The 22,844-nt window shown below is 40.2% G+C and carries 22 protein-coding genes and 1 pseudogene; 2 read left to right on the forward strand and 21 right to left on the reverse strand.

Annotation, left to right across the window (positions count from 1 at the left end; all coding sequences use genetic code 11):
* Nucleotides 1-86 precede the first annotated feature (86 nt).
* Together tpx and HMPREF2987_RS06515 are read left to right on the forward strand one after the other, a co-directional pair.
* Nucleotides 87-581, forward strand: coding sequence for a thiol peroxidase (gene tpx, locus HMPREF2987_RS06510; RefSeq protein ID WP_061863530.1), 495 nt, complete (start codon nucleotides 87-89; stop codon nucleotides 579-581).
* Between the two features lie 89 nt (nucleotides 582-670).
* Nucleotides 671-1,321: a metal-dependent transcriptional regulator gene (locus HMPREF2987_RS06515; RefSeq protein WP_075229826.1), complete on the forward strand. Its 651-nt coding sequence runs from the start codon at nucleotides 671-673 to the stop codon at nucleotides 1,319-1,321.
* A gap of 43 nt (nucleotides 1,322-1,364) precedes the next feature.
* Here HMPREF2987_RS06515 and dtd read toward each other — a convergent pair whose 3' ends face one another.
* The 21 genes and pseudogenes from dtd to HMPREF2987_RS06620 all read right to left on the reverse strand — a co-directional run bounded on the left by dtd (nucleotide 1,365) and on the right by HMPREF2987_RS06620 (nucleotide 22,833).
* Nucleotides 1,365-1,808 (reverse strand): D-aminoacyl-tRNA deacylase, encoded by a 444-nt coding sequence (gene dtd, locus HMPREF2987_RS06520; protein WP_075229827.1) that lies wholly within the window; start codon nucleotides 1,806-1,808, stop codon nucleotides 1,365-1,367.
* A 29-nt stretch (nucleotides 1,809-1,837) separates the two neighbouring features.
* Entirely contained in the window at nucleotides 1,838-4,054 is a 2,217-nt protein-coding gene (locus HMPREF2987_RS06525) for a RelA/SpoT family protein (RefSeq protein WP_075229828.1), read from the reverse strand.
* A gap of 144 nt (nucleotides 4,055-4,198) precedes the next feature.
* The gene (locus tag HMPREF2987_RS06530) at nucleotides 4,199-5,329 is read right to left on the reverse strand and encodes an ABC transporter ATP-binding protein (protein WP_049532807.1); all 1,131 of its coding nucleotides are present in this window, start codon (nucleotides 5,327-5,329) and stop codon (nucleotides 4,199-4,201) included.
* A 113-nt stretch (nucleotides 5,330-5,442) separates the two neighbouring features.
* A complete protein-coding gene (locus tag HMPREF2987_RS06535) occupies nucleotides 5,443-6,312 on the reverse strand; it encodes a helix-turn-helix domain-containing protein (RefSeq protein WP_075229829.1) in 870 nt (289 codons plus the stop codon).
* Between the two features lie 3 nt (nucleotides 6,313-6,315).
* The gene (locus HMPREF2987_RS06540; protein ID WP_075229830.1) at nucleotides 6,316-6,702 is read right to left on the reverse strand and encodes a Mini-ribonuclease 3; all 387 of its coding nucleotides are present in this window, start codon (nucleotides 6,700-6,702) and stop codon (nucleotides 6,316-6,318) included.
* Nucleotides 6,695-8,038 (reverse strand): cysteine--tRNA ligase, encoded by a 1,344-nt coding sequence (gene cysS / locus HMPREF2987_RS06545; RefSeq protein WP_075229831.1) that lies wholly within the window; start codon nucleotides 8,036-8,038, stop codon nucleotides 6,695-6,697. The genes HMPREF2987_RS06540 and cysS overlap by 8 nt, the downstream gene beginning before the upstream one ends.
* Nucleotides 8,035-8,577, reverse strand: a complete 543-nt coding sequence (locus tag HMPREF2987_RS06550; RefSeq protein WP_075229832.1) for a dihydrofolate reductase family protein — start codon at nucleotides 8,575-8,577, stop codon at nucleotides 8,035-8,037. The genes cysS and HMPREF2987_RS06550 overlap by 4 nt, the downstream gene beginning before the upstream one ends.
* Before the next feature lie 162 nt (nucleotides 8,578-8,739).
* Nucleotides 8,740-9,501: a nucleoside phosphorylase gene (locus tag HMPREF2987_RS06555; protein WP_075229833.1), complete on the reverse strand. Its 762-nt coding sequence runs from the start codon at nucleotides 9,499-9,501 to the stop codon at nucleotides 8,740-8,742.
* Nucleotides 9,502-9,504: 3 nt separating this feature from the next.
* Nucleotides 9,505-10,371, reverse strand: a complete 867-nt coding sequence (locus tag HMPREF2987_RS06560; RefSeq protein WP_075229834.1) for a GNAT family N-acetyltransferase — start codon at nucleotides 10,369-10,371, stop codon at nucleotides 9,505-9,507.
* An 11-nt stretch (nucleotides 10,372-10,382) separates the two neighbouring features.
* Complete coding sequence (gene cysE / locus HMPREF2987_RS06565; RefSeq protein WP_075229835.1) at nucleotides 10,383-11,000, reverse strand: serine O-acetyltransferase; 618 nt, start codon at nucleotides 10,998-11,000, stop codon at nucleotides 10,383-10,385.
* A gap of 14 nt (nucleotides 11,001-11,014) precedes the next feature.
* Nucleotides 11,015-13,228 carry a polyribonucleotide nucleotidyltransferase gene (pnp, locus tag HMPREF2987_RS06570; RefSeq protein WP_075229836.1) on the reverse strand — a complete coding sequence of 738 codons (2,214 nt, stop codon included), beginning with the start codon at nucleotides 13,226-13,228 and terminating at the stop codon, nucleotides 11,015-11,017.
* Nucleotides 13,229-13,781: 553 nt separating this feature from the next.
* A complete protein-coding gene (metF, locus tag HMPREF2987_RS06580; RefSeq protein WP_075229838.1) occupies nucleotides 13,782-14,651 on the reverse strand; it encodes a methylenetetrahydrofolate reductase [NAD(P)H] in 870 nt (289 codons plus the stop codon).
* A gap of 62 nt (nucleotides 14,652-14,713) precedes the next feature.
* The gene (gene metE, locus HMPREF2987_RS06585) at nucleotides 14,714-16,963 is read right to left on the reverse strand and encodes a 5-methyltetrahydropteroyltriglutamate--homocysteine S-methyltransferase (RefSeq protein ID WP_075229839.1); all 2,250 of its coding nucleotides are present in this window, start codon (nucleotides 16,961-16,963) and stop codon (nucleotides 14,714-14,716) included.
* A 259-nt stretch (nucleotides 16,964-17,222) separates the two neighbouring features.
* Nucleotides 17,223-17,516 (reverse strand): helix-turn-helix domain-containing protein, encoded by a 294-nt coding sequence (locus HMPREF2987_RS06590; RefSeq protein WP_000797748.1) that lies wholly within the window; start codon nucleotides 17,514-17,516, stop codon nucleotides 17,223-17,225.
* Nucleotides 17,506-17,661, reverse strand: a pseudogene (locus HMPREF2987_RS11300) (type II toxin-antitoxin system RelE/ParE family toxin); the annotation flags it as partial. The pseudogene HMPREF2987_RS11300 and the gene HMPREF2987_RS06590, both read right to left, overlap by 11 nt.
* A gap of 91 nt (nucleotides 17,662-17,752) precedes the next feature.
* On the reverse strand, nucleotides 17,753-18,118 hold the full coding sequence (locus tag HMPREF2987_RS06595; RefSeq protein ID WP_075229840.1) for a TIGR02328 family protein: 366 nt from the start codon (nucleotides 18,116-18,118) through the stop codon (nucleotides 17,753-17,755).
* Nucleotides 18,102-18,506, reverse strand: coding sequence for a YbgA family protein (locus HMPREF2987_RS06600; RefSeq protein WP_075229841.1), 405 nt, complete (start codon nucleotides 18,504-18,506; stop codon nucleotides 18,102-18,104). Before HMPREF2987_RS06600 ends, HMPREF2987_RS06595 begins: the two co-directional genes overlap by 17 nt.
* Before the next feature lie 141 nt (nucleotides 18,507-18,647).
* A complete protein-coding gene (locus HMPREF2987_RS06605; RefSeq protein ID WP_075229842.1) occupies nucleotides 18,648-19,733 on the reverse strand; it encodes a HigA family addiction module antitoxin in 1,086 nt (361 codons plus the stop codon).
* Nucleotides 19,726-20,064, reverse strand: a complete 339-nt coding sequence (locus tag HMPREF2987_RS06610; protein ID WP_075230063.1) for a type II toxin-antitoxin system RelE/ParE family toxin — start codon at nucleotides 20,062-20,064, stop codon at nucleotides 19,726-19,728. The genes HMPREF2987_RS06605 and HMPREF2987_RS06610 overlap by 8 nt, the downstream gene beginning before the upstream one ends.
* A 316-nt stretch (nucleotides 20,065-20,380) precedes the next feature.
* Nucleotides 20,381-21,769 (reverse strand): hypothetical protein, encoded by a 1,389-nt coding sequence (locus HMPREF2987_RS06615; RefSeq protein WP_075229843.1) that lies wholly within the window; start codon nucleotides 21,767-21,769, stop codon nucleotides 20,381-20,383.
* Nucleotides 21,766-22,833 carry a hypothetical protein gene (locus tag HMPREF2987_RS06620; RefSeq protein WP_075229844.1) on the reverse strand — a complete coding sequence of 356 codons (1,068 nt, stop codon included), beginning with the start codon at nucleotides 22,831-22,833 and terminating at the stop codon, nucleotides 21,766-21,768. The genes HMPREF2987_RS06615 and HMPREF2987_RS06620 overlap by 4 nt, the downstream gene beginning before the upstream one ends.
* Between the last annotated feature and the right edge of the window lie 11 nt (nucleotides 22,834-22,844).

Here is a 22,844-nt window from a genome sequence, read left to right on the forward strand (position 1 = left end):
TTTTTTTTTTATTCAAAATCCAGTCAAATTATTGGAAAACTCTGAACATTTAATGTAGAATGAAAGAAAAAAGATTGGAGTAGCTTATGACTACATTCCTTGGAAACCCTGTTACTTTTACGGGAAAACAACTACAAGTGGGCGACAAGGCACTTGATTTCTCTCTCACAACGACTGACCTCTCTAAAAAAACACTGGCTGACTTTGAAGGCAAGAAAAAAATCTTGAGTGTCATCCCTTCTATCGATACAGGCATCTGCTCGCTACAGACTCGTCGCTTTAACCAAGAATTAGCTAGCTTAGACAACACTGTTGTCTTAACGGTGTCTATGGACCTCCCCTTCGCTCAAAAACGCTGGTGTGGTGCTGAAGGAATTGAGAATGCCATCATGCTCTCAGACTACTTCGACCACTCCTTTGGACGCGATTATGCCCTCTTAATCAATGAATGGCATCTGCTTGCTCGAGCCGTTTTTGTTCTCGATGCTGACAATATTATCCGTTATGTTGAGTATGTGGACAATATCAACAGCGAGCCAAACTTTGAAGCAGCCATTGAAGCAGCAAAGTCGCTTGACTAAAAGAAAGCCCACTTGTAACAAGACAGAAAGCTAGAGAAATCTAGCTTTTTTTGGTATACTAGATGGAGATAATAAACAAGGAAATGCGAATGACACCAAATAAAGAAGATTACTTAAAATGTATTTATGAGATTGGCATGGAAGTTCCTAAGATTACCAACAAGGAAATCGCTGCTCGGATGCAGGTATCACCTCCTGCGGTAACTGAGATGATCAAGCGCATGCAATCCGAAAATCTTATATTAAAGAATAAAGAAAATGGCTATATACTAACGGATATTGGCTTAAAGCTGGTCTCTGAGCTTTATCGCAAGCATCGACTGATAGAGGTCTTTCTAGTTCACCATCTAGACTATACCAGCAATCAGATTCACGATGAAGCTGAGGTATTAGAGCATACAGTTTCAGACCTTTTTGTGGAGAGACTGGAGAGTATGTTAGGCTTTCCAAAGACCTGTCCCCATGGAGGAACCATTCCTGCTAAGGGTGAGCTTCTAGTTGAAGTTAATAACCTGCCACTTTCTGATATCAAAGAAGTAGGAAACTACCTTCTGACAAGAGTTCATGACAGCTTTGAAATCCTCCAAAATTTGGATAAACATGCTATCCATATTGGAGACCAACTCCAAGTCAAGCAGTTCGATGGCTTCTCTAATACCTTTACCCTGATTCACAACAATGAAGAACTTCAAGTCAGCCTCGAAATCGCTAAACAACTCTATGTTGAAAAAATGAACTAAAGTCTTTATCAGCAAAAAACCAAGCTAGCGGGCTTGGTTTTTCTTATCTATTTTTGGTGTCAAGAATGATTGTTACCGGTCCATCATTGACCAGTTCCACCTGCATATCTGCTCCGAAAATACCTGTTTTCACAGGAACTTCCTTGGCTAGTTCTCGGTTAAAATCTTGATAGAAAGCCTCTGCAACATCAGGCTTAGCAGCACCTGTAAAAGCTGGGCGATTCCCTTTTTTAGTATCTGCAAAAAGAGTGAATTGAGAGATGGAAAGTATTTCTCCTTGGATATCCTTGACTGATAAATTCATCTTGCCTTCGGTATCTGAAAAGATACGCATATTGACAAGTTTTCTCACTGCATAATCCAAATCTTCTTTTTGATCCTCAGGGCCAACACCAACTAGGAGTAATAATCCCTGCTGGATTTGTCCATATACCTGACCTTCAATGCTAACTTGGGCTTTTTTGACCCTCTGAATAATGATTTTCATAATAGCCTTTCTAGATCTATCGCCCCAACTTAACCATTGGTCCGTTTAACAGAGTAGACTTCTGGTACGCTCTTAATCTTATCAACTACCGTTGTCAGAGTTGAAAGGTTAGAAATCCCAAATGAAACGTGAATATTCGCAAATTTCATATCTTTGGTAGGCTGGGCATTGACCGTTGAGATGTTTTTAGTTGTATTTGACAAGACCTGTAAAACATCGTTCAAGAGTCCAGTACGATTGAGACCGTAAATATCGATATGAGCGATATATTCCTTGCTTGAGAATTGATCTTCCCACTCAACATCTAATAGACGTTGCTCGTAGTTTTCCTGCGAACGAAGATTCATACAGTCAACACGGTGGATAGCAACACCACGACCTTTAGTAATGTAGCCGACGATATCATCACCTGGAACAGGGTTACAACATTTGGCAATCCGCACCAAGAGACCAGAGGCTCCCTCGATGACAACACCACCCTCATGCTTCACCTTGAGGGTTTCCTTGTTTTCAACCTTGACTTCGCCACCCTTGACCAACTCTTCAGCTTCTGCCCTGGCCTTGGCGCGTTCTTCCTCACGGCGCTCTTTTTCAGTTAAACGGTTAAAGACTGTGATGGCTCCAATTTCCCCAAAACCAATAGCCGCAAAGAGAGCTTCCTCAGTCTTGTAGCTAGTTTTTTGGAGGACTTCATCCATATGACGCTTGTCCATGAATTTATTAGCCACATAGCCATTCTCCTGGAATTGACTCATCAGCATTTCACGGCCCTTATTGATGGACAATTCTTTGTCTTGGTTCTTAAAGAACTGACGAATCTTGTTCCGAGCTTTGCTGGTCTTGACCATGGTAAGCCAGTCACGACTTGGCCCAAAGGAATTTGGATTGGTGATGATTTCAACCTGGTCACCCGTCTTTAGTTTGGTAGTCAAGGGAACCATACGACCATTAACCTTGGCACCAGTTGCTTTTTCACCGATTTTGGTATGAATCTCATAGGCAAAGTCAATCGGTCCAGAATCCTTTGGAAGAGAGCGAACGGCTCCGTCTGGAGTAAAGACGTAGATTTCTTCTGCTAGGTAATTCTCTTTAACCGTCTCTACGAAATCCTTAGCATCATCGGACTGGTCTTGAAGCTCCATCATCTCCTTGATCCAGTTCATACCGATAGCAGATTCTTTGCCATTAACCTGCCCCTTAATACCTTTTTTATAGGCCCAGTGAGCAGCAACCCCGTACTCAGCAACCTCATGCATTTCCTTGGTTCGAATCTGGAATTCAATAGGTCCCTTTGGTCCATAAACAGTTGTATGGATGGACTGGTAACCATTGGCCTTACGGTTGGCAATGTAGTCCTTAAAGCGTCCAGGCATTGGTTTCCAAAGCTCATGGACATATCCCAACATAGCATAGACATCACTCTGAGTGTCTAGGATACAACGAATGGCAATCAGGTCGTAGATCTCTTCAAAGCGTTTCTTCTTGTCCTGCATCTTACGATAAATCGAATAGATATGCTTGGGACGACCATAGATTTTTCCTGTAAGGTGGCGTTCTGATGAATATTCCTCAAGTTTTGTCACAACCTCATCTACCAAGGCTTCACGTTCTTGACGTTTTTCCTTCATCATGTGACTAATCTTGTAAAACTCAGTCGGATTTAGATAACGGAAGGATAGGTCTTCTAGTTCCCACTTAACACTTGAAATCCCCAAACGATGGGCAAGCGGAGCATAGATTTCCATGGTTTCTCTGGAGATTCGTTCCTGCTTATCTTTACGAAGGTGATTAAGGGTTCTCATGTTATGCAATCGGTCAGACAGTTTGACCAAGATAACACGGATATCCTCTGACATAGCCATGAGCATCTTGCGGTGGTTTTCAGCCAGCTGCTCCTCGATAGACTTGTACTCAACCTTTCCTAATTTGGTAACCCCATCCACGATAATGCGAACATCGTGACCAAACTCTCTCTCTAAATCATCCAAGGTCGTTTCCGTATCTTCAACCACGTCATGCAAAAAACCACAGGCAACAGTGACAGCGTCTAGCTTGAGCTTAGCCAAGATACCTGCTACCTGAATAGGGTGGATAATGTAGGGTTCGCCAGATTTACGATATTGACCACTATGGCATTCTACAGCGTAAACCAAGGCTTTATGTACAAAAGCCACATCTTCTTTCGATAAATATTTCTGTGTTAAAGCGACGACTTCATCGCCTGAATAAATTACTTCTTTGGGCATGCATACTCTCCAGTTCTTCCTACCATTTTAACACTTTTTTGACAATATGAAAACTAGAAAAGCCTCTTCTGTAAGAGTTTGCTTATCTTAGCAAAAAAGCACTACTAGAAAACTCTAGCAGTGCTAACACATTTAAAATCTATCTTAATAAACTGTTCTTTCAGTTTCTACGTCGAAGAAGTGAGCTTTGTTCAAGTCAAATCCAAGTTCAACTGTTGCACCAGCTTGCAAGTAGTCACGAGCGTCAACTTTTGCAACGAACTCATCTTTACCAACTTGGCAGTATAGGTGAGATTCTGAACCAAGCAATTCTGATACAGAGATAGTTGCTTTCACAACTGATTCTGGGAATGTTTCAAGGAAAGCAGGCTCAGCGTTCACGTCTTCTGGACGGATACCGAAGATCAATTCTTTACCTTCGTAGCCTTTTTCACGAAGAACTTTCAAAGCACCTTCTGGAACTTTCAAGTTAAAGCCGTCAGCAACGATGTGGTCACCGTTCAATTTAACGTTGATAAAGTTCATAGCTGGGCTTCCGATAAATCCTGCTACGAATTTGTTAACTGGGTTTTTGTAAACTTCTTGAGGAGTACCGATTTGTTCAACACGTCCGATAGTACCTGTTCCAGCAGGGTTCTTAGTTGCTGACATGATAACGATACGGTCTGCAAGCGTCATCGCTTCTGTTTGGTCGTGAGTTACGTAGATAGTTGTAGCTCCGATACGACGGTGGATTTTAGCGATTTCAGCACGCATTGATACACGAAGTTTGGCATCCAAGTTTGACAAAGGCTCGTCCATCAAGAATACTTTTGCGTCACGGACGATCGCACGACCCATGGCAACACGTTGACGTTGACCACCAGAAAGGTCAGCAGGTTTGCGTTCCAAGAATTCTTTCAATCCAAGGATTTCAGCTGCTTCTTGTACACGTTTGTCGATGTCTTCCTTGCTGTATTTACGCAATTTCAAACCGAAAGCCATATTATCGTATACAGTCATGTGTGGATAAAGAGCGTAGTTTTGGAATACCATGGCGATATCACGGTCTTTTGGAGCTACGTCGTTGACTACCACGCCATCGATAGATGCAGTACCTTCTGTGATGTCTTCAAGACCGGCAATCATACGGAGGGTAGTTGATTTACCACATCCTGAAGGTCCTACGAAAACGATAAACTCTTTGTCTTTGATGTTCAAGTTGAAGTCTTCAACTGAATAGTGTTCGCTGTTTGGATATTTTTTGTAAATATTTTTAAGATTTAATTCTACCATTGTGGAGAACTCCTTTTGTCATTTGATAGTTTTATTATAGATGAAAACGCTTAACTAATCTATGGCAAGGTGACCAAAAAAATAAAAAAGTTCTGTGCAACTTGCACAAAACTTTAGATTATATCTGGTAATATCAGTTGATAACAGAGGGTCAAATCTGTCAAATCTTTTAATTCTAAGCCTGTCAGTTCAGCCCATTTATCAATCTTGTATTGGAGAGAATTACGGTGCAAATACAACTGCTGGGCTGTTTTTGTCAGAACCGCACTATTGTCCCAAAGAGACAAAATAATTTCCTGAATCTGATCTTGATCTAGAATCTGCTGGCGAAGAAAATCCTTTATAATTCTAAGATCAACCTGTCTTTCTCCCAAACTCCAAAGATAAAGTTGAGAAAAAGTATGAACTCCTTGATGACCTTGACGCCACCAAGTCTTAAAGAGCTCACGCTCTGCCTTAATCAAGCTCGCTAAGTTTTGCTGGGCATTCTGAGCCCAGACCTGACCAAGCATGATCGACAGACGAACTCCAAAGTCATACTCTACCGCTTCGATAGTGTCTGTTAGGATAGAACGAACTGAAGAGTACTTGTCCTGTTGAAGAACAAAAATGTAATCCTGGGCTCCTACCTGAATCATAGTCAAGTAATTTGGAAACAGGGTTCGCATCATGTCTAACCAAGAAGATAGATTCTCCTGTTGGAAATAAGACAGGTGGCAATATACAAGCTGTATTTTTTTGAAAGTTTGAGGTGCTTGACCCTTGCCCTCAATCAAATGGCTATACCAAGGATTGAGCGAGACAGCTTGTTCCTGCTGGTTTAAGAGAGAAACCAATTGTTTTTCACGCTCACTCAGACTAGCTTCCTCCAGCAAAAGCCACTGATTATTTGACAAAGATAGGCAAAGATACCCTTCTTTATCTACTGGTTGATCTAAGATTTTACCATCTGGAAACCAATCTAGTAGTTCCTTTGCAATCATGTCCTAGCCCTCCACTTTTTGGATGCACCACGAAATCAAGGTTTCGAGGCGCTCCACATTTCCTGTCATATGAAGATAGCCCATGACCGCTTCAAAACCCGTGGACATACGGTAGGTTACCACATCCGCATTTTTAGCCTTTGTGTGACTATTGGTGTTACGGCCCCGTTTGTAGATTTCTTCTTCTTTTTCCGTTAAGACTTCTTCTTCTAACATAAGAGAAATCAAGCGTGCCTGAGCCTTGGCCGACACATACTTGGTTGCCTCTTGGTGAAGTTTATTGGGTTTGGTCATGCCTTTGAGAATGAGATGGCGACGAATATACATAGAGTAAACCGCATCTCCTTCAAAGGCTAGAGCAATCCCGTTAATAAGATTGACATCAATCACGTGTCCACCTCACTCCATCCTTGGTATCAAGCAATTTAATCCCTTGTGCAGCTAGTTGGTCACGGATCTGGTCTGCTGTTGCAAAGTCACGATTAGCACGCGCTTCTTGACGTTTTTGGATTAAGGCTTCAATCTCTTCATCCAAAACTTCCTCGACAAAGGCAATACCAAAGACTTCCAACATGGCCGCAAGAGCTTCCTTGACAGCTGTATCATAGTTTCCTGAGTTGATCCACTTGGCCATTTCAAAGACAACTGTGATTCCATTAGCTGTATTGAAATCCTCATCCATGGCAGCCACAAACTTGTCTTTGAAAGCTTGAAGTTCTTTCACATCTACAGTTCCAGTAAATGGTTGTTCATAAGTGTTCTTCAGATACTTGAGATTGGTCTCAGCATCACGCACTGCTTTTTCCGTAAAATTGATAGGCTTACGGTAGTGCTGAGTCGCAAAGAAGAAACGCAATACTTGACCGTCGATCGTTTCGAGGGCATCGTGTACCGTAATGAAGTTACCCAAAGACTTAGACATCTTGACATTGTCGATATTGACAAAACCATTGTGCATCCAGTAGTTGGCAAAGGTCTTGCCTGTTTTAGCTTCAGACTGGGCAATTTCGTTGGTATGGTGAGGAAACTCAAGGTCAGCTCCACCACCGTGAATATCGATGGTATCACCCAAAATCTCCGTTGACATGACCGAACATTCGATATGCCAGCCTGGACGTCCAGGTCCCCAAGGACTGTCCCAAGAAATCTCACCTGGTTTAGCAGATTTCCAAAGAGCAAAGTCTACAGGATTTTCCTTACGAGCCGTTTCTTCATCGGTACGACCTGAAGCACCTAGTTCCAAGTCTTCTAGTGTTTTATTAGCTAACTTAGCATAGTTATGAGATTTTTCCACACGGAAATAGACATCTCCTTGACTCTCATATGCATAGCCTTTTTCAATCAAATCAGCAACAAAACGAATAATATCATCCATAAACTCGACTACACGAGGATGACGAGTCGCAGGTTTCACCCCCAAAGCCGTCACGTCCTCACGAAAGGCAGCAATGTACTTGTCCGCTACTTCTTGAGGTGTGATGCCTTCTTCCTTGGCTCGGTTGATAATCTTGTCATCTACATCGGTAAAGTTGGAAATGTAGGCAACCTCATAACCACGGTACTCAAAGTAGCGACGAATGGTATCGAAGGCTACTGTCGAGCGAGCATTCCCTACGTGAATGTAGTTGTAAACCGTTGGCCCACAGACATACATCTTGACCGTCTTTTCGGTAATAGGTACAAATTTCCGCAAGCTGCGGGTCATGGTGTCGTAAATATTAATCATGCGGTCCACTCCCTTCTCTGTTTCTGACTTTTTCGGCTGAAAACCAGCTCTGCAAAAGGGCCAAATTGTCTGAGGCTATCCAGTTGGTAAAAGCGCTTCCCTTCCTCTTGGGTAAAGAGGGGAACCCCCTTTCCCAGGATAAGGGGCGCTATCTGAATAATGAGGTGGTCGAAAAGATCCGCATCCAAGAGCGGTCCTACCAAGGAATTACCACCAATCACAAAGACATTTTTGCCTTTGTCAATCTGGTGAACAAAGTCCACCACATCTCCAGCTACTGGCTGGTAATTGCTGACAGGCAGGTGCCTATCATGCGTAAAGACATAGTTTTCCGTAGCTTGATAAAAATTTTCTACATCTTGCAAATCTTGAATTTCCTCAAAGGTCCGCTTGCCCATGATAGTGATATCCATTTGCCTGTAAAAGTCATCATAGCCTGTATCCTCTACAGAACCAAGCTGATGCAACCAGTCTATCCTGTGCTGGCTGTCTGCCAAGTAGCCATCCATGGTGATACAGCCGTAAAAATATACTGCCATTCTTGTAGTTTCCTTTCTAGTTCTGCTTCGCCTTCACTTAGCGGGATAGACCCAGATGATTAGACCTAAGCTAATCAAAGTATTCAGCAAAATCCTTGCTGGACAAGAAAAATAAGCCAGACAACAGTAATTCCAATTCGTACCTATTAGTAGAGAGTAGTTTCAATCCAAATCTCTAGCAATTACTAATGCCATCTCAAAGAAAGTCATAGCATCTGCTTTTCTGTCATCGCGTCTGGCATCCCACTCATGATTATGATGATCAACATAGTCAGCTGTATAGAAAAATTGATAGACATTGGCTAGTCGATATTGGGCCCAGGCCATGATAGCTGAAGCTTCCATATCTACAACTCTAGCTCCTGCTACTAGTCTTCGTTTGACTTTAGCAGCTGTCTCACGATAGAAGGCATCTGTGGTCCAAGACTTTGTTCGAATATGCTCAATGCCAGCTTTATCCAAGGCTTTTTCCATAGTTAAGAGTAGAGATTGCTCATAGACTATTTCATCACTTGCTGGAGCATAGTGATAACTAGTACCTTCATCACGTAAAGCCGAGCTTGGTAGGATAATCTTATCTGCTTGAATAGACTGGTCTAGAACTCCGCAAGATCCTAAAATGATAAAGTTCTTAAATCCTCTTGCTTTGAGTTCTTCTAAGAGTCCAACAACCATTGGAGCTCCAATAAGAGCCATAGCAACTGCTACCTTACTCTCATCTTTTTCATAGATATACCATGGCAGTTTACCATTTAGATTGGTAAGATAGCCACCTTCGTAGACACCATCTATCTGCTTTACTCGTTCAAGGATTTCTCCATTAAAAGACAAGATAATGGTATCACAAATTTCTCCACCACTAAGGAGGCTTCGATCAGTCGGTTCGATAACAGCAGGCACATTTTCAAATTCTTCTAATAGCATTTATTACTCTTTCGTATTCAGATAAACCACCTGAGTCTGTTTGACAAAGCCAATTTTTTCATACAAGCGCTTGGCACCTACATTGCTATCTGCCACTGCAATCTGAAATTCCTTGTCATTTTGCTCAATCAGTTTGTTGACGAGGGATTTTGCTAGATAGCTTCCGTAGCCTTGCCCACGTTCAGGTTCCGATATTGCTAAACCGTAGAAGTAATTCGTATCGCTTGATAAATCAACCGTGCAAGTTCCAATAACCTGACCGTCTTTTAATAAAACATATAAGCGACTTTCTGGATCTTTCAGAGCTTCAGCGACATATCTATCCACAACTTCTCTAGATTCATGTTCCTCTGAAAATGCCTGAAATTTTAACTGACTAATTTGATCCTGATACGAACAATCTGCTAACAAAACTTCAAGATTGGAAAGTTTTGCTAACGGATAAGGTCTTCTATCCTTACCTAACCAGGTTTCTGTCTCTTCATCCTCAACCAGTCCCCAGTTGCTAACAAAATCAAGATGGCGGTCTAGAAAAACACGCTCTGTCTGAAAAGTGACTGAATGAATCGGAAAAGAAGCTGTTTCTCTCTCAAAACTAGTAAACAATGCACGCGCAATTCCTTGACGGCGATGATCTGGATGAACCAGTATCGTCACTTCCACATCTTGATCATCTGCATAAACCGTTAATAGGCCAACAAGTTCGCCTTTTTCATAATAAAGGAAAAAGGCGGGCATATTTGGGTCAAAATTAAGCATGTTAGAGAGATAGGGATCACGATAAGTTCCATCATAGGCTTGGCAACAGTTAATTAGTTTTTTCGCCTCAGATAACTCCTCTTGGCTTAACTTGTTTCTTGCTTGAATCATATAGGTATCCTCTACAAACCAGACGACCTGTGACTAGCTTCCTTAGCGTGGTCCAGCTTATCGAGGTAATATTCTCGCTTGGCTTCAACTTCATGAATAGTAAGCTCATCTTTTTGCCCATGAACGCGGACAATCTTGGCTGGAATACCGACGACTGTTACATCACTAGGTACATCTGCCACAACTACCGCTGCAGCACCAACTTTGGCATTTTCACCGATTTCAACTGGTCCAATGACTTGGGCATGAGCAGAGATGAGAACACCTTTACGAATGGTCGGATGGCGTTTGCCACAATCCTTCCCAGTCCCACCAAGGGTTACCCCATGATAAAGGAGTACTCCCTTTTCAACAATGGCCGTTTCCCCAATGACCAGACCTGCTCCATGGTCAATAAAGACACCTGATTCTATCTGAGCTCCGGGGTGAATCTCAATCTGAGTCCAAAAACGCCAAAACTGGCTGTGCATGCGAGCTAAAAGCTTGAAACCGTGCTTCCAGAGAAAATGGGAGAGACGGTGGGCAGCCAAGGCCTTGACACCAGGATAGGTCAGCAAAACTTCCAAGGTAGAGTGAGCTGCTGGATCATTTTCTTTTACGATTTCAATGGTTTCACGCCACCATCCCATATATTTCTCCTTTCTTATTCTGAATCTTTTGGTGTTTCAGTAAATTCTCTCTTTGGTTTGTGGTCCTTGTGATGACGTGGGCGGTGATGTCTTTCTGATTTCTCACCCTTTTCATCATGTTCAGGTTTTGGCGGACGAGGAAGAAGAGCTTTCATAGAAGCATCTACACGACCTTTTTCATCAATCTTGATAACTTTAACATCCACTTCATCGCCGATTTCTACCAAGTCTTCAACACGGTTGGTGCGAGTCCAAGCCATTTCAGATATATGAACGAGGGCATCTGTCTTGTCAAAGAGGTTGACAAAGGCACCAAATTTCTCGATACGAACAACTTTAGCATGGTAGACTTCGTCCACTTTAGCTTCACGAACCAAACCAGCAATGATTTCTTTAGCACGGTTGATAGCATCTTGGTCACTAGAGTAGATCGATACGTTACCTTCTTCATCGATGTCAATCTTAACGCCTGTTTCAGCGATGATCTTATCGATGGTTTCTCCACCTTTACCGATGACAATCTTAATCTTGTCCACATCAATCTTAATAGTATCAATTTTCGGAGCAGTAGGAGCCAATTCTGGACGAACTTCTGGAATAGTTGCTTCGATCACATCAAGGATTTCAAAACGAGCTTTCTTGGCTTGAGCAAGAGCCTCCGTCAAGATTTCTGCAGTAATCCCTTGGATCTTGATATCCATCTGAAGGGCTGTAATCCCGTCGCGAGTACCTGCAACCTTGAAGTCCATATCTCCAAAGTGGTCTTCCAAACCTTGGATATCTGTCAATACTGTATAGTTGTTACCATCTGAGATGAGACCCATTGCAATACCTGCTACTGGCGCTTTGATTGGCACACCACCAGCCATAAGAGCAAGCGTTCCCGCACAGATAGAGGCTTGAGATGAAGAACCGTTTGATTCCAAAACCTCTGCTACTAGACGGATAGCGTATGGAAATTCTTCCAAGCTTGGCAATACTTGAGCTAGAGCACGCTCCCCAAGAGCACCGTGACCAATTTCACGACGACCTGGAGCACCGTAACGTCCAGTTTCCCCTACAGAGTATTGTGGGAAGTTATAGTGGTGCATAAAGCGTTTCTTGTACTCTGGATCCAAACCATCGATGATTTGCGTTTCACCCATTGGCGCCAAAGTCAAGATAGAAAGAGCCTGAGTTTGTCCACGAGTAAAGAGACCTGAACCGTGAACGCGAGGAAGGAAGTCAACAACCGCATCCAAAGGACGGATTTCGTCGACCTTACGACCATCAGGGCGAACCTTGTCTTCAGTAATCAAACGGCGCACTTCTGCGTGTTCCATTTGTTCCAAGATTTCAGCTACATCACGCATGATACGGTCAAATTCTTCGTGGTCTGCATATTTTTCTTCGTAAACTGCTGTTACTTGATCTTTTACTGCTTGAGTCGCAGCTTCACGCGCCAATTTTTCTTCAACTTGAACAGCTTTTTGAAGGTCACTGTTATAGGCTGCGATGATTTCAGCTTGCAATTCAGCATCTACATGAAGCAATTCTACTTCTGCTTTTTCTTTACCAACTGCCGCAACGATTTCTTCTTGGAAGGCAATCAATTCTTTAACAGCTTCATGTCCTTTGAGAAGGGCTTCCAACATGATTTCTTCTGACAATTCTTTGGCACCAGACTCTACCATGTTGATAGCGTGCTTAGTACCTGCTACTGTCAATTCAAGAAGCGATTGCTCTGCTTGTTCTTGCGTTGGGTTGATGATGATTTGTCCATCCACATAACCTACTTGTACCCCAGCGATTGGTCCGTCAAATGGAATATCTGAGATAGACAAGGCCAATGATGAACCAAACATAGCTGCCATTGGTGCAGATGCATTTTCATCGTAAGAAAGAACAGTATTGATGACCTGCACTTCATTACGGAAACCTTCCGCAAACATTGGACGGATTGGACGGTCAATCAAACGCGCTGTCAAAGTCGCATCTGTTGAAGGACGTCCTTCACGTTTCATAAAGCCACCAGGAAATTTCCCAGCCGCATACATTTTTTCTTCGTAGTTGACTTGAAGCGGAAAGAAATCCCCAGTTGCCATCTTCTTAGACATAACGGCAGCAGTCAAGACAGTTGACTCACCGTAACGTACCACAACAGAGCCATTTGCTTGCTTAGCAACCTGACCAGTCTCTACGATCAACTCACGACCCGCAAAAGTCGTTTGAAACACTTGTTTTGTCATTTTAATCCCCTTTGGATTGTTAATATTATACGCCTTGCCTACAAAGATCAAGATACTAAGGCCGTCAAAAGCAAAGTAAAAATAGGAAACTGGCGAAGTCTTCGATGAAGACAAGACAGGTTATCTTTTTTACACAGCTTTTCGGCCGGGTTCAATTCTCAAGATACTAAGCCGTTAAGCAACTCAAAGGAAAATAGGAAATCGAACGACGGAGCGAATGCTCCTAGGTAGATTTATCTTTTTCCACAGAGTTTTAGGCGTGTTCAATTCTCAAGATACCAAGGACGTCAAAAGCAAAGTAAAAATAGGAAACTGACGAAGTCTTCGATGAAGACAAGACAGTTTATCTTTTTTACACAGCTTTTCGGCCGGGTTCAGTTACTCAAGATAATTTGGTTGGTTCCAGTTAAGTTTGAACAGTTTTTAGACGTTTATACCCTCATCTTTGTATCAAGTACGTACAGAGTCTATTTTATCATATTTTTCTTAAAAAGTGCTGGCTTTTCTATTAAAAAGGAACCATTCCTCCATGAAAAGAGGAATGGTTTATTGTTTATGATCCTTGAGGTTGATGATTGAACAAGGCATGGGTTGCTTGATGGATGTATTGGGCAGTTTCTGCATTGTTCATAGTGTAGAGATGCACACCTGCAACGTCCTGAGTTACCAAGTCCACGATTTGGTCTACTGCATAGGCAAGTCCTGCTGCTCTGAGTGACTCAGGGTCATTCTCATACTTGTCCAAGATAGCCTTAAATTTACGTGGGAGATGGATATTCTCACAAGTCTTCAAGAGACGAAGCGCTTGGTTACGATTGAGGATTGGCATGATACCTGCATGAATAGGAACATCAATCCCTGCCAAGGTACACTTGTCTTGGAAATCGTAGAAACGCTCATTGTCAAAGAATAGCTGAGTGACAAGACTTGAACAGCCTGCATCTACTTTTCTCTTGAGATTTTGGATATCTGAGATTTGGTTTGGCGAATCCGGGTGCCCTTCTGGGTAACAAGCTCCAATAATATCAAAATGTGGCGCCTGTTCAGTGATAAACTCAATCAAGTCTGTGGCGTAACGGAAATCTTTTTGAGGCTCAACACCTGGAATGATATCCCCACGCAAAGCCAAGATTTTCTGAACACCAACTTTATCCAAATCCGCAATGGTCTCAGCCACCTTATCCTTAGTCAAATAGATAGCTGGCAAGTGCGCGATGGTTGGGATCTCCAAGTCATTTTGGATATAGTCTGCCAAACGAACCGTCGTCTCTTTGATATTAAATTTATTATTACTAGCAGTCACACTGATGAAGTGTGGTGCCAAGCCCTGCATGTCTTTCAGGGCGGCGATAATTTTGTCATTGCCTACTTCTGGGTTTGGAGGGAAAACTTCAAATGAGAGGGACGGTGTTTGACGTGACATATGTATGAACCTTTTCTAGTTGATTTCTTACTGATCAACCGTGTAGAGAGAACTGTCTTTTCTTACAATTTCTCACGCGCAGCTTTCGCAGCGTCTACTAGGCGGATCAAGCTTTCTTTCGTTTCTGGAATACCACGTGTTTTCAAACCACAGTCAGGGTTGATCCATACTTTCTTGCTTGGTACTTTAGCAAGGATGGCTTCGATTGTGTGGTCGATTTCGCCTTCGTTAGGCACACGAGGAGAGTGGATATCGTAAACTCCAGGACCCACTTCTGTCTGGAAGTTTTGAGCTTTGAGTTCGTCCAAGATTTCAAGGTTTGAACGGCTAGCTTCAAATGAGATAACGTCCGCATCCATGTTGTCGATAGCTGGGATGATATCTGTAAATTCTGAGTAACACATGTGAGTGTGGATTTGTGTATCTGGTGCTACTGTTGAGTGTACCAAGCGGAAGGCTGGAATAGCCCAGTCAAGGTAGTCTTCGTACCAGTCGCTACGACGGAGTGGCAATTTCTCACGAAGAGCAGCCTCGTCGATTTGGATGATTTTCACACCTGCAGCTTCAAGGTCAAGAACTTCATCCTTGATTGCAAGAGCGATTTGAAGAGTAGAATCCTTGATAGAGATGTCTTCACGTGGGAATGACCAGTTAAGGATAGTAACAGGTCCAGTCAACATACCTTTAACAGGTTTGTCAGTACGGCTTTGTGCGTAGCTAGACCATTTGACAGTGATAGGGTTGAGACGAGTGACATCACCCCAGATGATTGGTGGTTTAACCCCACGCATACCGTATGATTGTACCCAACCATTCTTAGAGAAGAGGTAACCTGACAAGTTTTGACCGAAATACTCAACCATGTCATTACGCTCGAATTCACCGTGTACAAGCACGTCAAATCCAACTTCTTCTTGCCATTTGATCCATTCGTCGATAGTTTCAGCAAGGAAGGCATCGTATTCTTCTTGTGACAATTCACCCTTACGGAAGGCCAAACGTTTAGCACGAACTTCCTTAGTTTGAGGGAATGAACCGATGGTTGTTGTTGGAAGAGCTGGAAGTTTGAAGGCATCTTCTTGGATAGCTTCACGTTCAGCAAAGGCTGGCAAACGAGTGTAGTCTGCATCTGTCAATCCAGCGATACGAGCACGAAGTTCCGCATTTTCACCAACACGTTCAGTCGCAAAGAGTTCTTTGTTAGCTGCAAGAGCTTCTGCACCTTGACCGTTGCGGATAGCATCCAAGTCACGGATCTCATCCAATTTTTCAACTGCAAATGCAAAGTGGTTCAAGATAGCTGGTTCAAATTCTTCGTTAGCAGTTGTAAATGGCACATGAAGAAGTGAACATGAGCTTGTCAAAACGATGTTTTCAGCTGGAATTTGCTCAAGAACAGCCAAGCTCTTTTCATAGTTGTTGCGCCAGATGTTCTTACCATTGACGATACCTGCATAAAGAGTCTTGTCAGCTGGGAAACCACCTTTAACGAGTTCAAGAGTTTTCTTACCTTCAACGAAGTCAAGACCGATCGCATCTACTGGCAATTTGACAAGGTCAGCGTAGACGTCACGAACGTCTCCGAAGTATGTTTGAAGCAAGACTTCAAGACCTTTTTTGTCAGCCAAAAGCTTGTTGTAGATGTTCAAGAAGAGAGCTTTTTCTTCTTCTGTCAAGTCTTTGACAAGGGCAGCTTCGTCCAATTGGATACGAGTTGCACCAAGTTCAGCCAATTTTGCAAAAACATCTTGGTAAGCAGCTACTAAGCTATCCACGAAGTCTTCTGCTTTCACACCTTCTTCAAAGTCTGACAATTGAAGGAAAGTGAATGGACCTACAAGGACAGGACGAGTGTTAAGACCCAATTCTTTAGCTTCTTGGAACTCATCGAAAATCTTGTGACCAGCCAATTTTACTTGAGTGTCTTTTTCAAATTTAGGAACGATGTAGTGGTAGTTGGTGTTGAACCATTTCTTCATCGGAAGGGCACGAACATCCCCTTTTTCTCCTTGGTAACCACGTCCCAAAGCAAAGTAACGTTCAAGATCAGATAATTCCAAGTTTTGAACAGATGCAGGAACTACGTTGAAAAGGAAAGCAGCATCAAGGAAGTTGTCATAGTGAGAAAAGTCATTTGATGGGATTTCAGTGATGCCTTTTTCTTTGACAATGTTCCAGTGTTTCGCACGTAATTCTTTAGCAGCAGCCAAAAGTTCTTCTTCTGAGATTTCTTTTCTAAAATATTTTTCAGTTGTAAATTTTAATTCGCGGAATTCACCCAAACGTGGGAATCCGATAATAGTAGTTGACATGTTTTGTCCTCCAAAAATTGTTGTTGAAACTATCTTAACAGAAAAGAAAGCGTCTGTATAATTGTAAAAAATTAGGCTTTGATATAGTTTGAAACTATATCGTTATTTGAAGTATAAAAAAAGATTTGGAGAAAATTCCCCAAATCCTTTGGTAGACAATGGTTAATAGAGTTTTTAAATATCTACGTTTAGAACAAAATATTAGTGAACCGAGAACTGACTATGGCTTGCTATTAGAAAAGACTATAGGTCAGTTTAATCAACTTTTTTCCTGTTCAAGGGGGACAACTGCTAGTGTCTTTCCTAAACTGGCTAAAACTTTTAAGACCGTATCTAACTGAGGGCTAGTCTTACCTGTTTCCATCCTAGCTATGACAGGCTGACTTACTCCACTGAGTTCTTCTAGCTTTTTCTGACTAATTCCTTGCTCATGTCTAGCTTCAATTAACTCACTCATGATAGCTACTCGCATATCACTTTCAAGGATTTCCTCCTTGGTGAAGAGTTGAGACCGAACATCCTTCCAATTACTCCCAATGGCACTATTTTTCATCACTTACTCCTCTTTCTTTTATGTCCTTCAGTTCAGGCTTGGCTTTTTCAATTTCTCTTCTAGGAGTCTTTTGAGTCTTTTTGACAAAGTGATGTTAAAGAACAAAACTCCCATCAAGCCAAGCTACAAATAAAATCCTATTCCTAAAAAGAAGACCTTAGAATCATTCTAAAGGTCTCATTTTTATTATTCGAAAAAATACGAAAAGAGTTCTAAATTAAAGGTCATACTGACTCTTACTCTAGCTCAATGCCTTTTTCACGGAGATTGTCCAGACACTCCTCATAGTAGGCATGGTCATGCTCATTATAGAGAGGACTTTTCAGCTTTTCCTCTGCTAAGTCTTGATAAGGAGGGCAGGTCTTGCCACGATAGTTCTTGTCCAGCCACTCCGGACTGACATTGTAGCCACGGTCAGCCATCTCCTTCATAATCAAGCGATGATAGGCATAGAGACAATAGGGCGAGTGGGTAAAAACATAGTCAACCGTCGCATGCCTTCTGCCCCAGCCATTGCCACGAAGGGCACAGCACTCTCGATGTTGCCCCAAGAGCTGAGGACGGGGAAGTTGTGAAATCAAAGCCTCATGCCATAGTCTCATTGGAGTCTCCTTTCAGCAAGGTAGATTGTTGCAGATAAGCATTTGGGTAACGTTCAAGTAACTCTCTCGTCTTAGCAATTAATTCTCCTTTGGTGGCATGACCAGAGTGATAACGCTCCAGTAAAAACATATAATCCTTGCGTTCAGTCTCCGTTGCTTTCTTCTTGAAATATCCCCAAATGTGCTGAAAGGCATTGCAAACCTGACCCCTGTGCTCTGGAATCTGGCAGGCACGGTCAATCATCTCTTGAACCTGACTCAGCTCCACCACTTCTTGCTTGAGATACTGGCGAATGTCCTTGTAAATATTGCTGGAATGGCTCAAAACAAGGTATTTGTTTTCCGCCCAGAGTTGCTGACAAAGGGCACGTTGGTTGTTAGTTTCCATATTTCTCCTAACTTTCTACTAGTTCCCAGGAAATACGGAAACAAAGTTATATCTATAAAATGAGCGGGATATGAGCGAATAAAGAAGCTATAATTACTAACCATATGAAGCTTTTTTCATCTTTTACAAATTTCCATAGATTCAAGAAACAAAGTAATAATTTTCTTTTAGTTCTCTGAAACGGTCAAAACTTAGAATACCATCATTTTGTAATCTGCCTAAAACGACGCTAGGATGAATATCTACCTCCTCAGAAAAGCGAAGGATGTCTGACTTATCAAAGTTTCCTTTTTTGACAAAAGCTTGATAGTCTTCGGGTCTTATCAAGAAATCTTTTGCAAACTGGTCTGCCTTTTCCTCAGAACGTCGGTAGGATTCGCTATTTCCATCATCAGATGAAAAATCATTCTCCAGTATATGTCCTATCTCATGAAAGAGTGAAAACCAGAAAATATCGGATGCTTTGTTTCGATCCGTGAGTAAAAGCAAGGCACTACCATTACTGAATTTTTTAGTCGCTCCATTCAGATTGGCATTTGGTAACGCAGGTAGACCGACTAGGACAACACCACAGTCTAACAAGATATCAGACAAGCGCTGAGGAAAGGCTTCTGGGGCCTGTCTGGTCAACTCTCTTATGGCAGACAAGCTTTTCTCTAACTTTTTGCGATTGAGCTTGGTAGTTGTTACATCACGCGCTTTTTTAGATGCCAACTCCAGCATGATATTGGAGTTCACGATACTTTTAGTCGTAAACTCACGCGTATTCCGATAACTGACTAGATGGTTAAAAGATGTAAGATTTTCTAAACTTGCCACACCGAGAATCTTGCGAAGCTCGACAATCTTTTCCTTTAAATTATAGCGTTTGTCTGGAACGTAGCCTTCTGCCTTAAAATACTTGAAATCAATCATTTCACAGATTTCTTTTTCGCTACCTTCTTCTAACTCTTTTTGTTCTACAATCTCTGCAACTTTTACATCGTAAGCATTTTGAAGATTGAGCCAAGTTTGCATGGAAACTCCGCTTAACTTGGCTAACTTATGAGCCGTTTCTTTACTAATGGACTCCTCCGCATTGACAAGCTTGCTGACAGTCTTTGCTGAAACTCCCAAACGCTCCGCAAATTCTTTCTGCGTTACGTTATAATCTTCAATCAACTCTTCAACATACTGACCTGGATGAAAAGCAATCAGGTCTTTGTATTCAACAATTTTATTACTCATAGTGATTGCTGACCTCCTCTATTTTTAGGATTTCGATTTCAATAGGACTGGAAAAGACCTTTCCTTGATCCTCTTCACTAAAACCGACAATCAAACGATAGGAACTCTTTCGACCATCTATATCTAAAGCAAACTGTCCCTGTCTCTTTCCCTTGAGTTGGTGAAAATGATATTTAGGAAAAATTGTCACACTGGCCAAAGAATCTGCTGCTTCCAAAAAGGTAATCAACTGATGCAACTTTACAGCAATCTTATCCGAAAAATCCTTTTTCGCCTGTCTCAGCTCTGTGCACTGCTTTTTAACAGTTTTGTTTGTATAGATAAGCTTCATAAGTCCCTTTCTGTTCATTTTAAATTACCTTTTAGGTAATTTCATTATAACATGAATAAAAAATAAAAGCCAGCCAAAAGTTGATTTGGCTGGATTTTACTTGAAAACAATTACTTTCTGGATTTAAAAGTATATTTTTTATAATCAATTACAATATTAGGGGCAACATTTAGAAGAAAAACGTTGAATAAAGATTTTTCTTTTGTCACTACCTGCATTTGAACTCCAATCAGAATTACATAAGCATTGTTTCGGTAAATGGAGGCTATATACCCTAATTTATATCATTCTTTTTGAGATTGATATAATTATAATTTTACGGAAGTAACAAATCGACTATTTGTTTATAGAAAGTGAATTGAGTATAAAATTCATTATGTTTATAAATCAGAATCAGTATAACTATCAAACTGCATAAGAGACTATAAATCAACATTTTATATAAAGTTTCAATTTTTTCTAACCTATTTAATTCTGTTTTGTAGCTATCGGATTCTTTCAAAGTAATAATAAAATGTTTATCTATACTGTATAACATATTATAATTTTTATCAATATCGTCACACTCTGATTTTATAGACCTAGAATCAAAATCCCATCCTCTTACTTTATTTACTATAATTATACAAATTAAATAAAATATCCCAGAATATACTGTTAGTGACATTGCTAACCTTGTATTAAAATTTTTAAAAACAAATGTAGTTAATATTGTTATAATTAGAACTAAAAATTGCTGAGATAATGTATTAGAAATGTTTTTGATACTAACCAAAATCTCTTTTTGAAGTTTTGAGAAATCTTCTGTTAACTTTTGTTTATCAGAGATAAACTTTTTCAATTTATCAGTGATAAATAAATTATAATTGGATTGTAAATCTTTTAAAATATACTGAAAGTCCATATTACTAATTGTATTTTGTCTCTTGATAAATTCGGAAAAAATATTTCTAAAAATTATCAACTTTTCATAATAAGTTTTATCATCATCAAAAATAAAATCAAATAATTGATTGAGTGTACTAAATAAATCTATATTATCTATTTCAATACTATTCAATTTTAAAATAGCATTTTTTTCAAAACTTATAATATATTCACTACTAGATATTTTTCTTTCCGATACAATACTTAGAAAACCATCAAGTGTCGCACTTTTAAATTCATCAAAACTTCTATCTAAAATTATTTTAGGAAAAGCACAAAGCAAATTATGATTAAATTCCGTTTTTGAAATTAATATATCAGGTATCTGTAATTTTTCTTCACAAAGTGAAAAGACGGGCGAATATATATCACTATTTTCTTCTGGAATCCAGATTTTTATCTTAGTATTCCTGTTTTTGAAATTTTCAAAAGTTGTACTTTTTAAAAACTTTTTTTCAAATGTATAAAAGTCATTACTGTTTCTAAAATACAATGACTGGCCCTCTAAAGGAAATTGGTTTTGTTTCATTGTTACAGCAACCTTATTGATTTCCTTAGTTTCTTTACAGGATTCTAACGGGTAATTATTACAAGTTATATCCAGTTCATTTATTTTATAACTATTGATCTTTTCCTTAAAACTATCTAACTCTTTCTCTGAAATTTCGAACTCTAAAATATAGATAAACTTATTTTCTTTAGAATCAATATTAATACGTCCGACAACATCATTGAAAGCGCCAATATATTTAATAAGTTCTTTAATCAATGTAATCACCTCTCAATCAGAGTAATTACTTCTTTGTTAATTTTTAAAACATAGAAATCGTCGTCGTCATCATCCCAATAAACATCTTTGTGACTCTCTAGACTTTTTAGAAAGCTAATTCTAATTTGTTGTTCATCGCCTTCAGCTACATATGTTACTTTAGGTGGACGATATAACTTTGCTACGAAACTAGCTACAACAGTATTATTTTTTCTTTTCGCTAAGTCATAAGCTTCCTGTGATAATTTTTCTATATCTGTTTCTCTATTTTCTATATTAAAGTCTAATACATCACTAACCTCTTGAATCAGCCCTTCAAATGATGTATCTCTTCTCTGAGATAAAAAACTTGTTAACTTTTCTTTTACAATTCCTGGACTCACTTCAGACTTTATGTATGGTTTAACGATAGTTTCAATCGCTTGTATAGCCATTCTAGCTGCTGAATCTTCATCATCTATAACGTTATCACTATCCAAAAATACTTTGAAGTAATACCCCGATATATTATCATCGGTTCTATCCAATACTCTTGAGTGAATATTTGTTCTTTCTGAATTTGGCTCCTCTCTATTTTCTTTAAACTGAATTGTTTTATCTTTGTAGATTACAGTAGCCTTTTGAAGTCTGGATTTCTTATCTGGAAGAATCTTATCCAATGTCCTTAATGTATTTTCATCAGAAACTTGAATAGCCGTTCCTGTCTCCATCTTAACAAGAAAAAGAATTTCTCTATTGTCAATTTCAGTTGTAAGTACTACTAAATAAAAATCATTTTGAAATCTACGTCCTATTGATTCTTGAAATTTACTTGCAATGTCTTTTGAGTTTCTATTGAAATTCTCTTTATTTTCAAAAATCTCTGATACATTTGTTACTATCTGTGAAGAAGGTCTCTTAAATCTGAAATTCTTAGCATATTTATCATCAATACATTTATTTATTCTAGAATCTAAATCTTCTACAATTTTACTGAACTCTGCGAAAGAATCGTCAAAAATTATACCTGGTAAATAATACGGTTCTCCGTATTGATCTTTAGAAAAATGAAATAACCTTAATCTCTTTTCCATATCATTATCTC

Origin of the sequence: Streptococcus sp. HMSC067H01, assembly GCF_001814775.1 — a bacterium.
Classification (GTDB): domain Bacteria; phylum Bacillota; class Bacilli; order Lactobacillales; family Streptococcaceae; genus Streptococcus.

Coding starts and splice junctions, on each gene's coding strand:
- HMPREF2987_RS06550 (WP_075229832.1), bottom strand. CDS start 8,577: ATGGCAGTATATTTTTACGGCTGTATCACCATGGATGGCTACTTGGCA.
- HMPREF2987_RS06560 (WP_075229834.1), bottom strand. CDS start 10,371: ATGATTCAAGCAAGAAACAAGTTAAGCCAAGAGGAGTTATCTGAGGCG.
- HMPREF2987_RS06515 (WP_075229826.1), top strand. CDS start 671: ATGACACCAAATAAAGAAGATTACTTAAAATGTATTTATGAGATTGGC.
- HMPREF2987_RS06555 (WP_075229833.1), bottom strand. CDS start 9,501: ATGCTATTAGAAGAATTTGAAAATGTGCCTGCTGTTATCGAACCGACT.
- HMPREF2987_RS06610 (WP_075230063.1), bottom strand. CDS start 20,064: ATGAAGCTTATCTATACAAACAAAACTGTTAAAAAGCAGTGCACAGAG.
- HMPREF2987_RS06605 (WP_075229842.1), bottom strand. CDS start 19,733: ATGAGTAATAAAATTGTTGAATACAAAGACCTGATTGCTTTTCATCCA.
- pnp (WP_075229836.1), bottom strand. CDS start 13,228: ATGACAAAACAAGTGTTTCAAACGACTTTTGCGGGTCGTGAGTTGATC.
- HMPREF2987_RS06525 (WP_075229828.1), bottom strand. CDS start 4,054: ATGCCCAAAGAAGTAATTTATTCAGGCGATGAAGTCGTCGCTTTAACA.
- HMPREF2987_RS06530 (WP_049532807.1), bottom strand. CDS start 5,329: ATGGTAGAATTAAATCTTAAAAATATTTACAAAAAATATCCAAACAGC.
- HMPREF2987_RS06620 (WP_075229844.1), bottom strand. CDS start 22,833: ATGGAAAAGAGATTAAGGTTATTTCATTTTTCTAAAGATCAATACGGA.
- HMPREF2987_RS06600 (WP_075229841.1), bottom strand. CDS start 18,506: ATGGAAACTAACAACCAACGTGCCCTTTGTCAGCAACTCTGGGCGGAA.
- dtd (WP_075229827.1), bottom strand. CDS start 1,808: ATGAAAATCATTATTCAGAGGGTCAAAAAAGCCCAAGTTAGCATTGAA.
- cysE (WP_075229835.1), bottom strand. CDS start 11,000: ATGGGATGGTGGCGTGAAACCATTGAAATCGTAAAAGAAAATGATCCA.
- HMPREF2987_RS06535 (WP_075229829.1), bottom strand. CDS start 6,312: ATGATTGCAAAGGAACTACTAGATTGGTTTCCAGATGGTAAAATCTTA.
- metF (WP_075229838.1), bottom strand. CDS start 14,651: ATGTCACGTCAAACACCGTCCCTCTCATTTGAAGTTTTCCCTCCAAAC.
- HMPREF2987_RS06595 (WP_075229840.1), bottom strand. CDS start 18,118: ATGAGACTATGGCATGAGGCTTTGATTTCACAACTTCCCCGTCCTCAG.
- metE (WP_075229839.1), bottom strand. CDS start 16,963: ATGTCAACTACTATTATCGGATTCCCACGTTTGGGTGAATTCCGCGAA.
- HMPREF2987_RS06590 (WP_000797748.1), bottom strand. CDS start 17,516: ATGAAAAATAGTGCCATTGGGAGTAATTGGAAGGATGTTCGGTCTCAA.
- cysS (WP_075229831.1), bottom strand. CDS start 8,038: ATGATTAATATTTACGACACCATGACCCGCAGCTTGCGGAAATTTGTA.
- tpx (WP_061863530.1), top strand. CDS start 87: ATGACTACATTCCTTGGAAACCCTGTTACTTTTACGGGAAAACAACTA.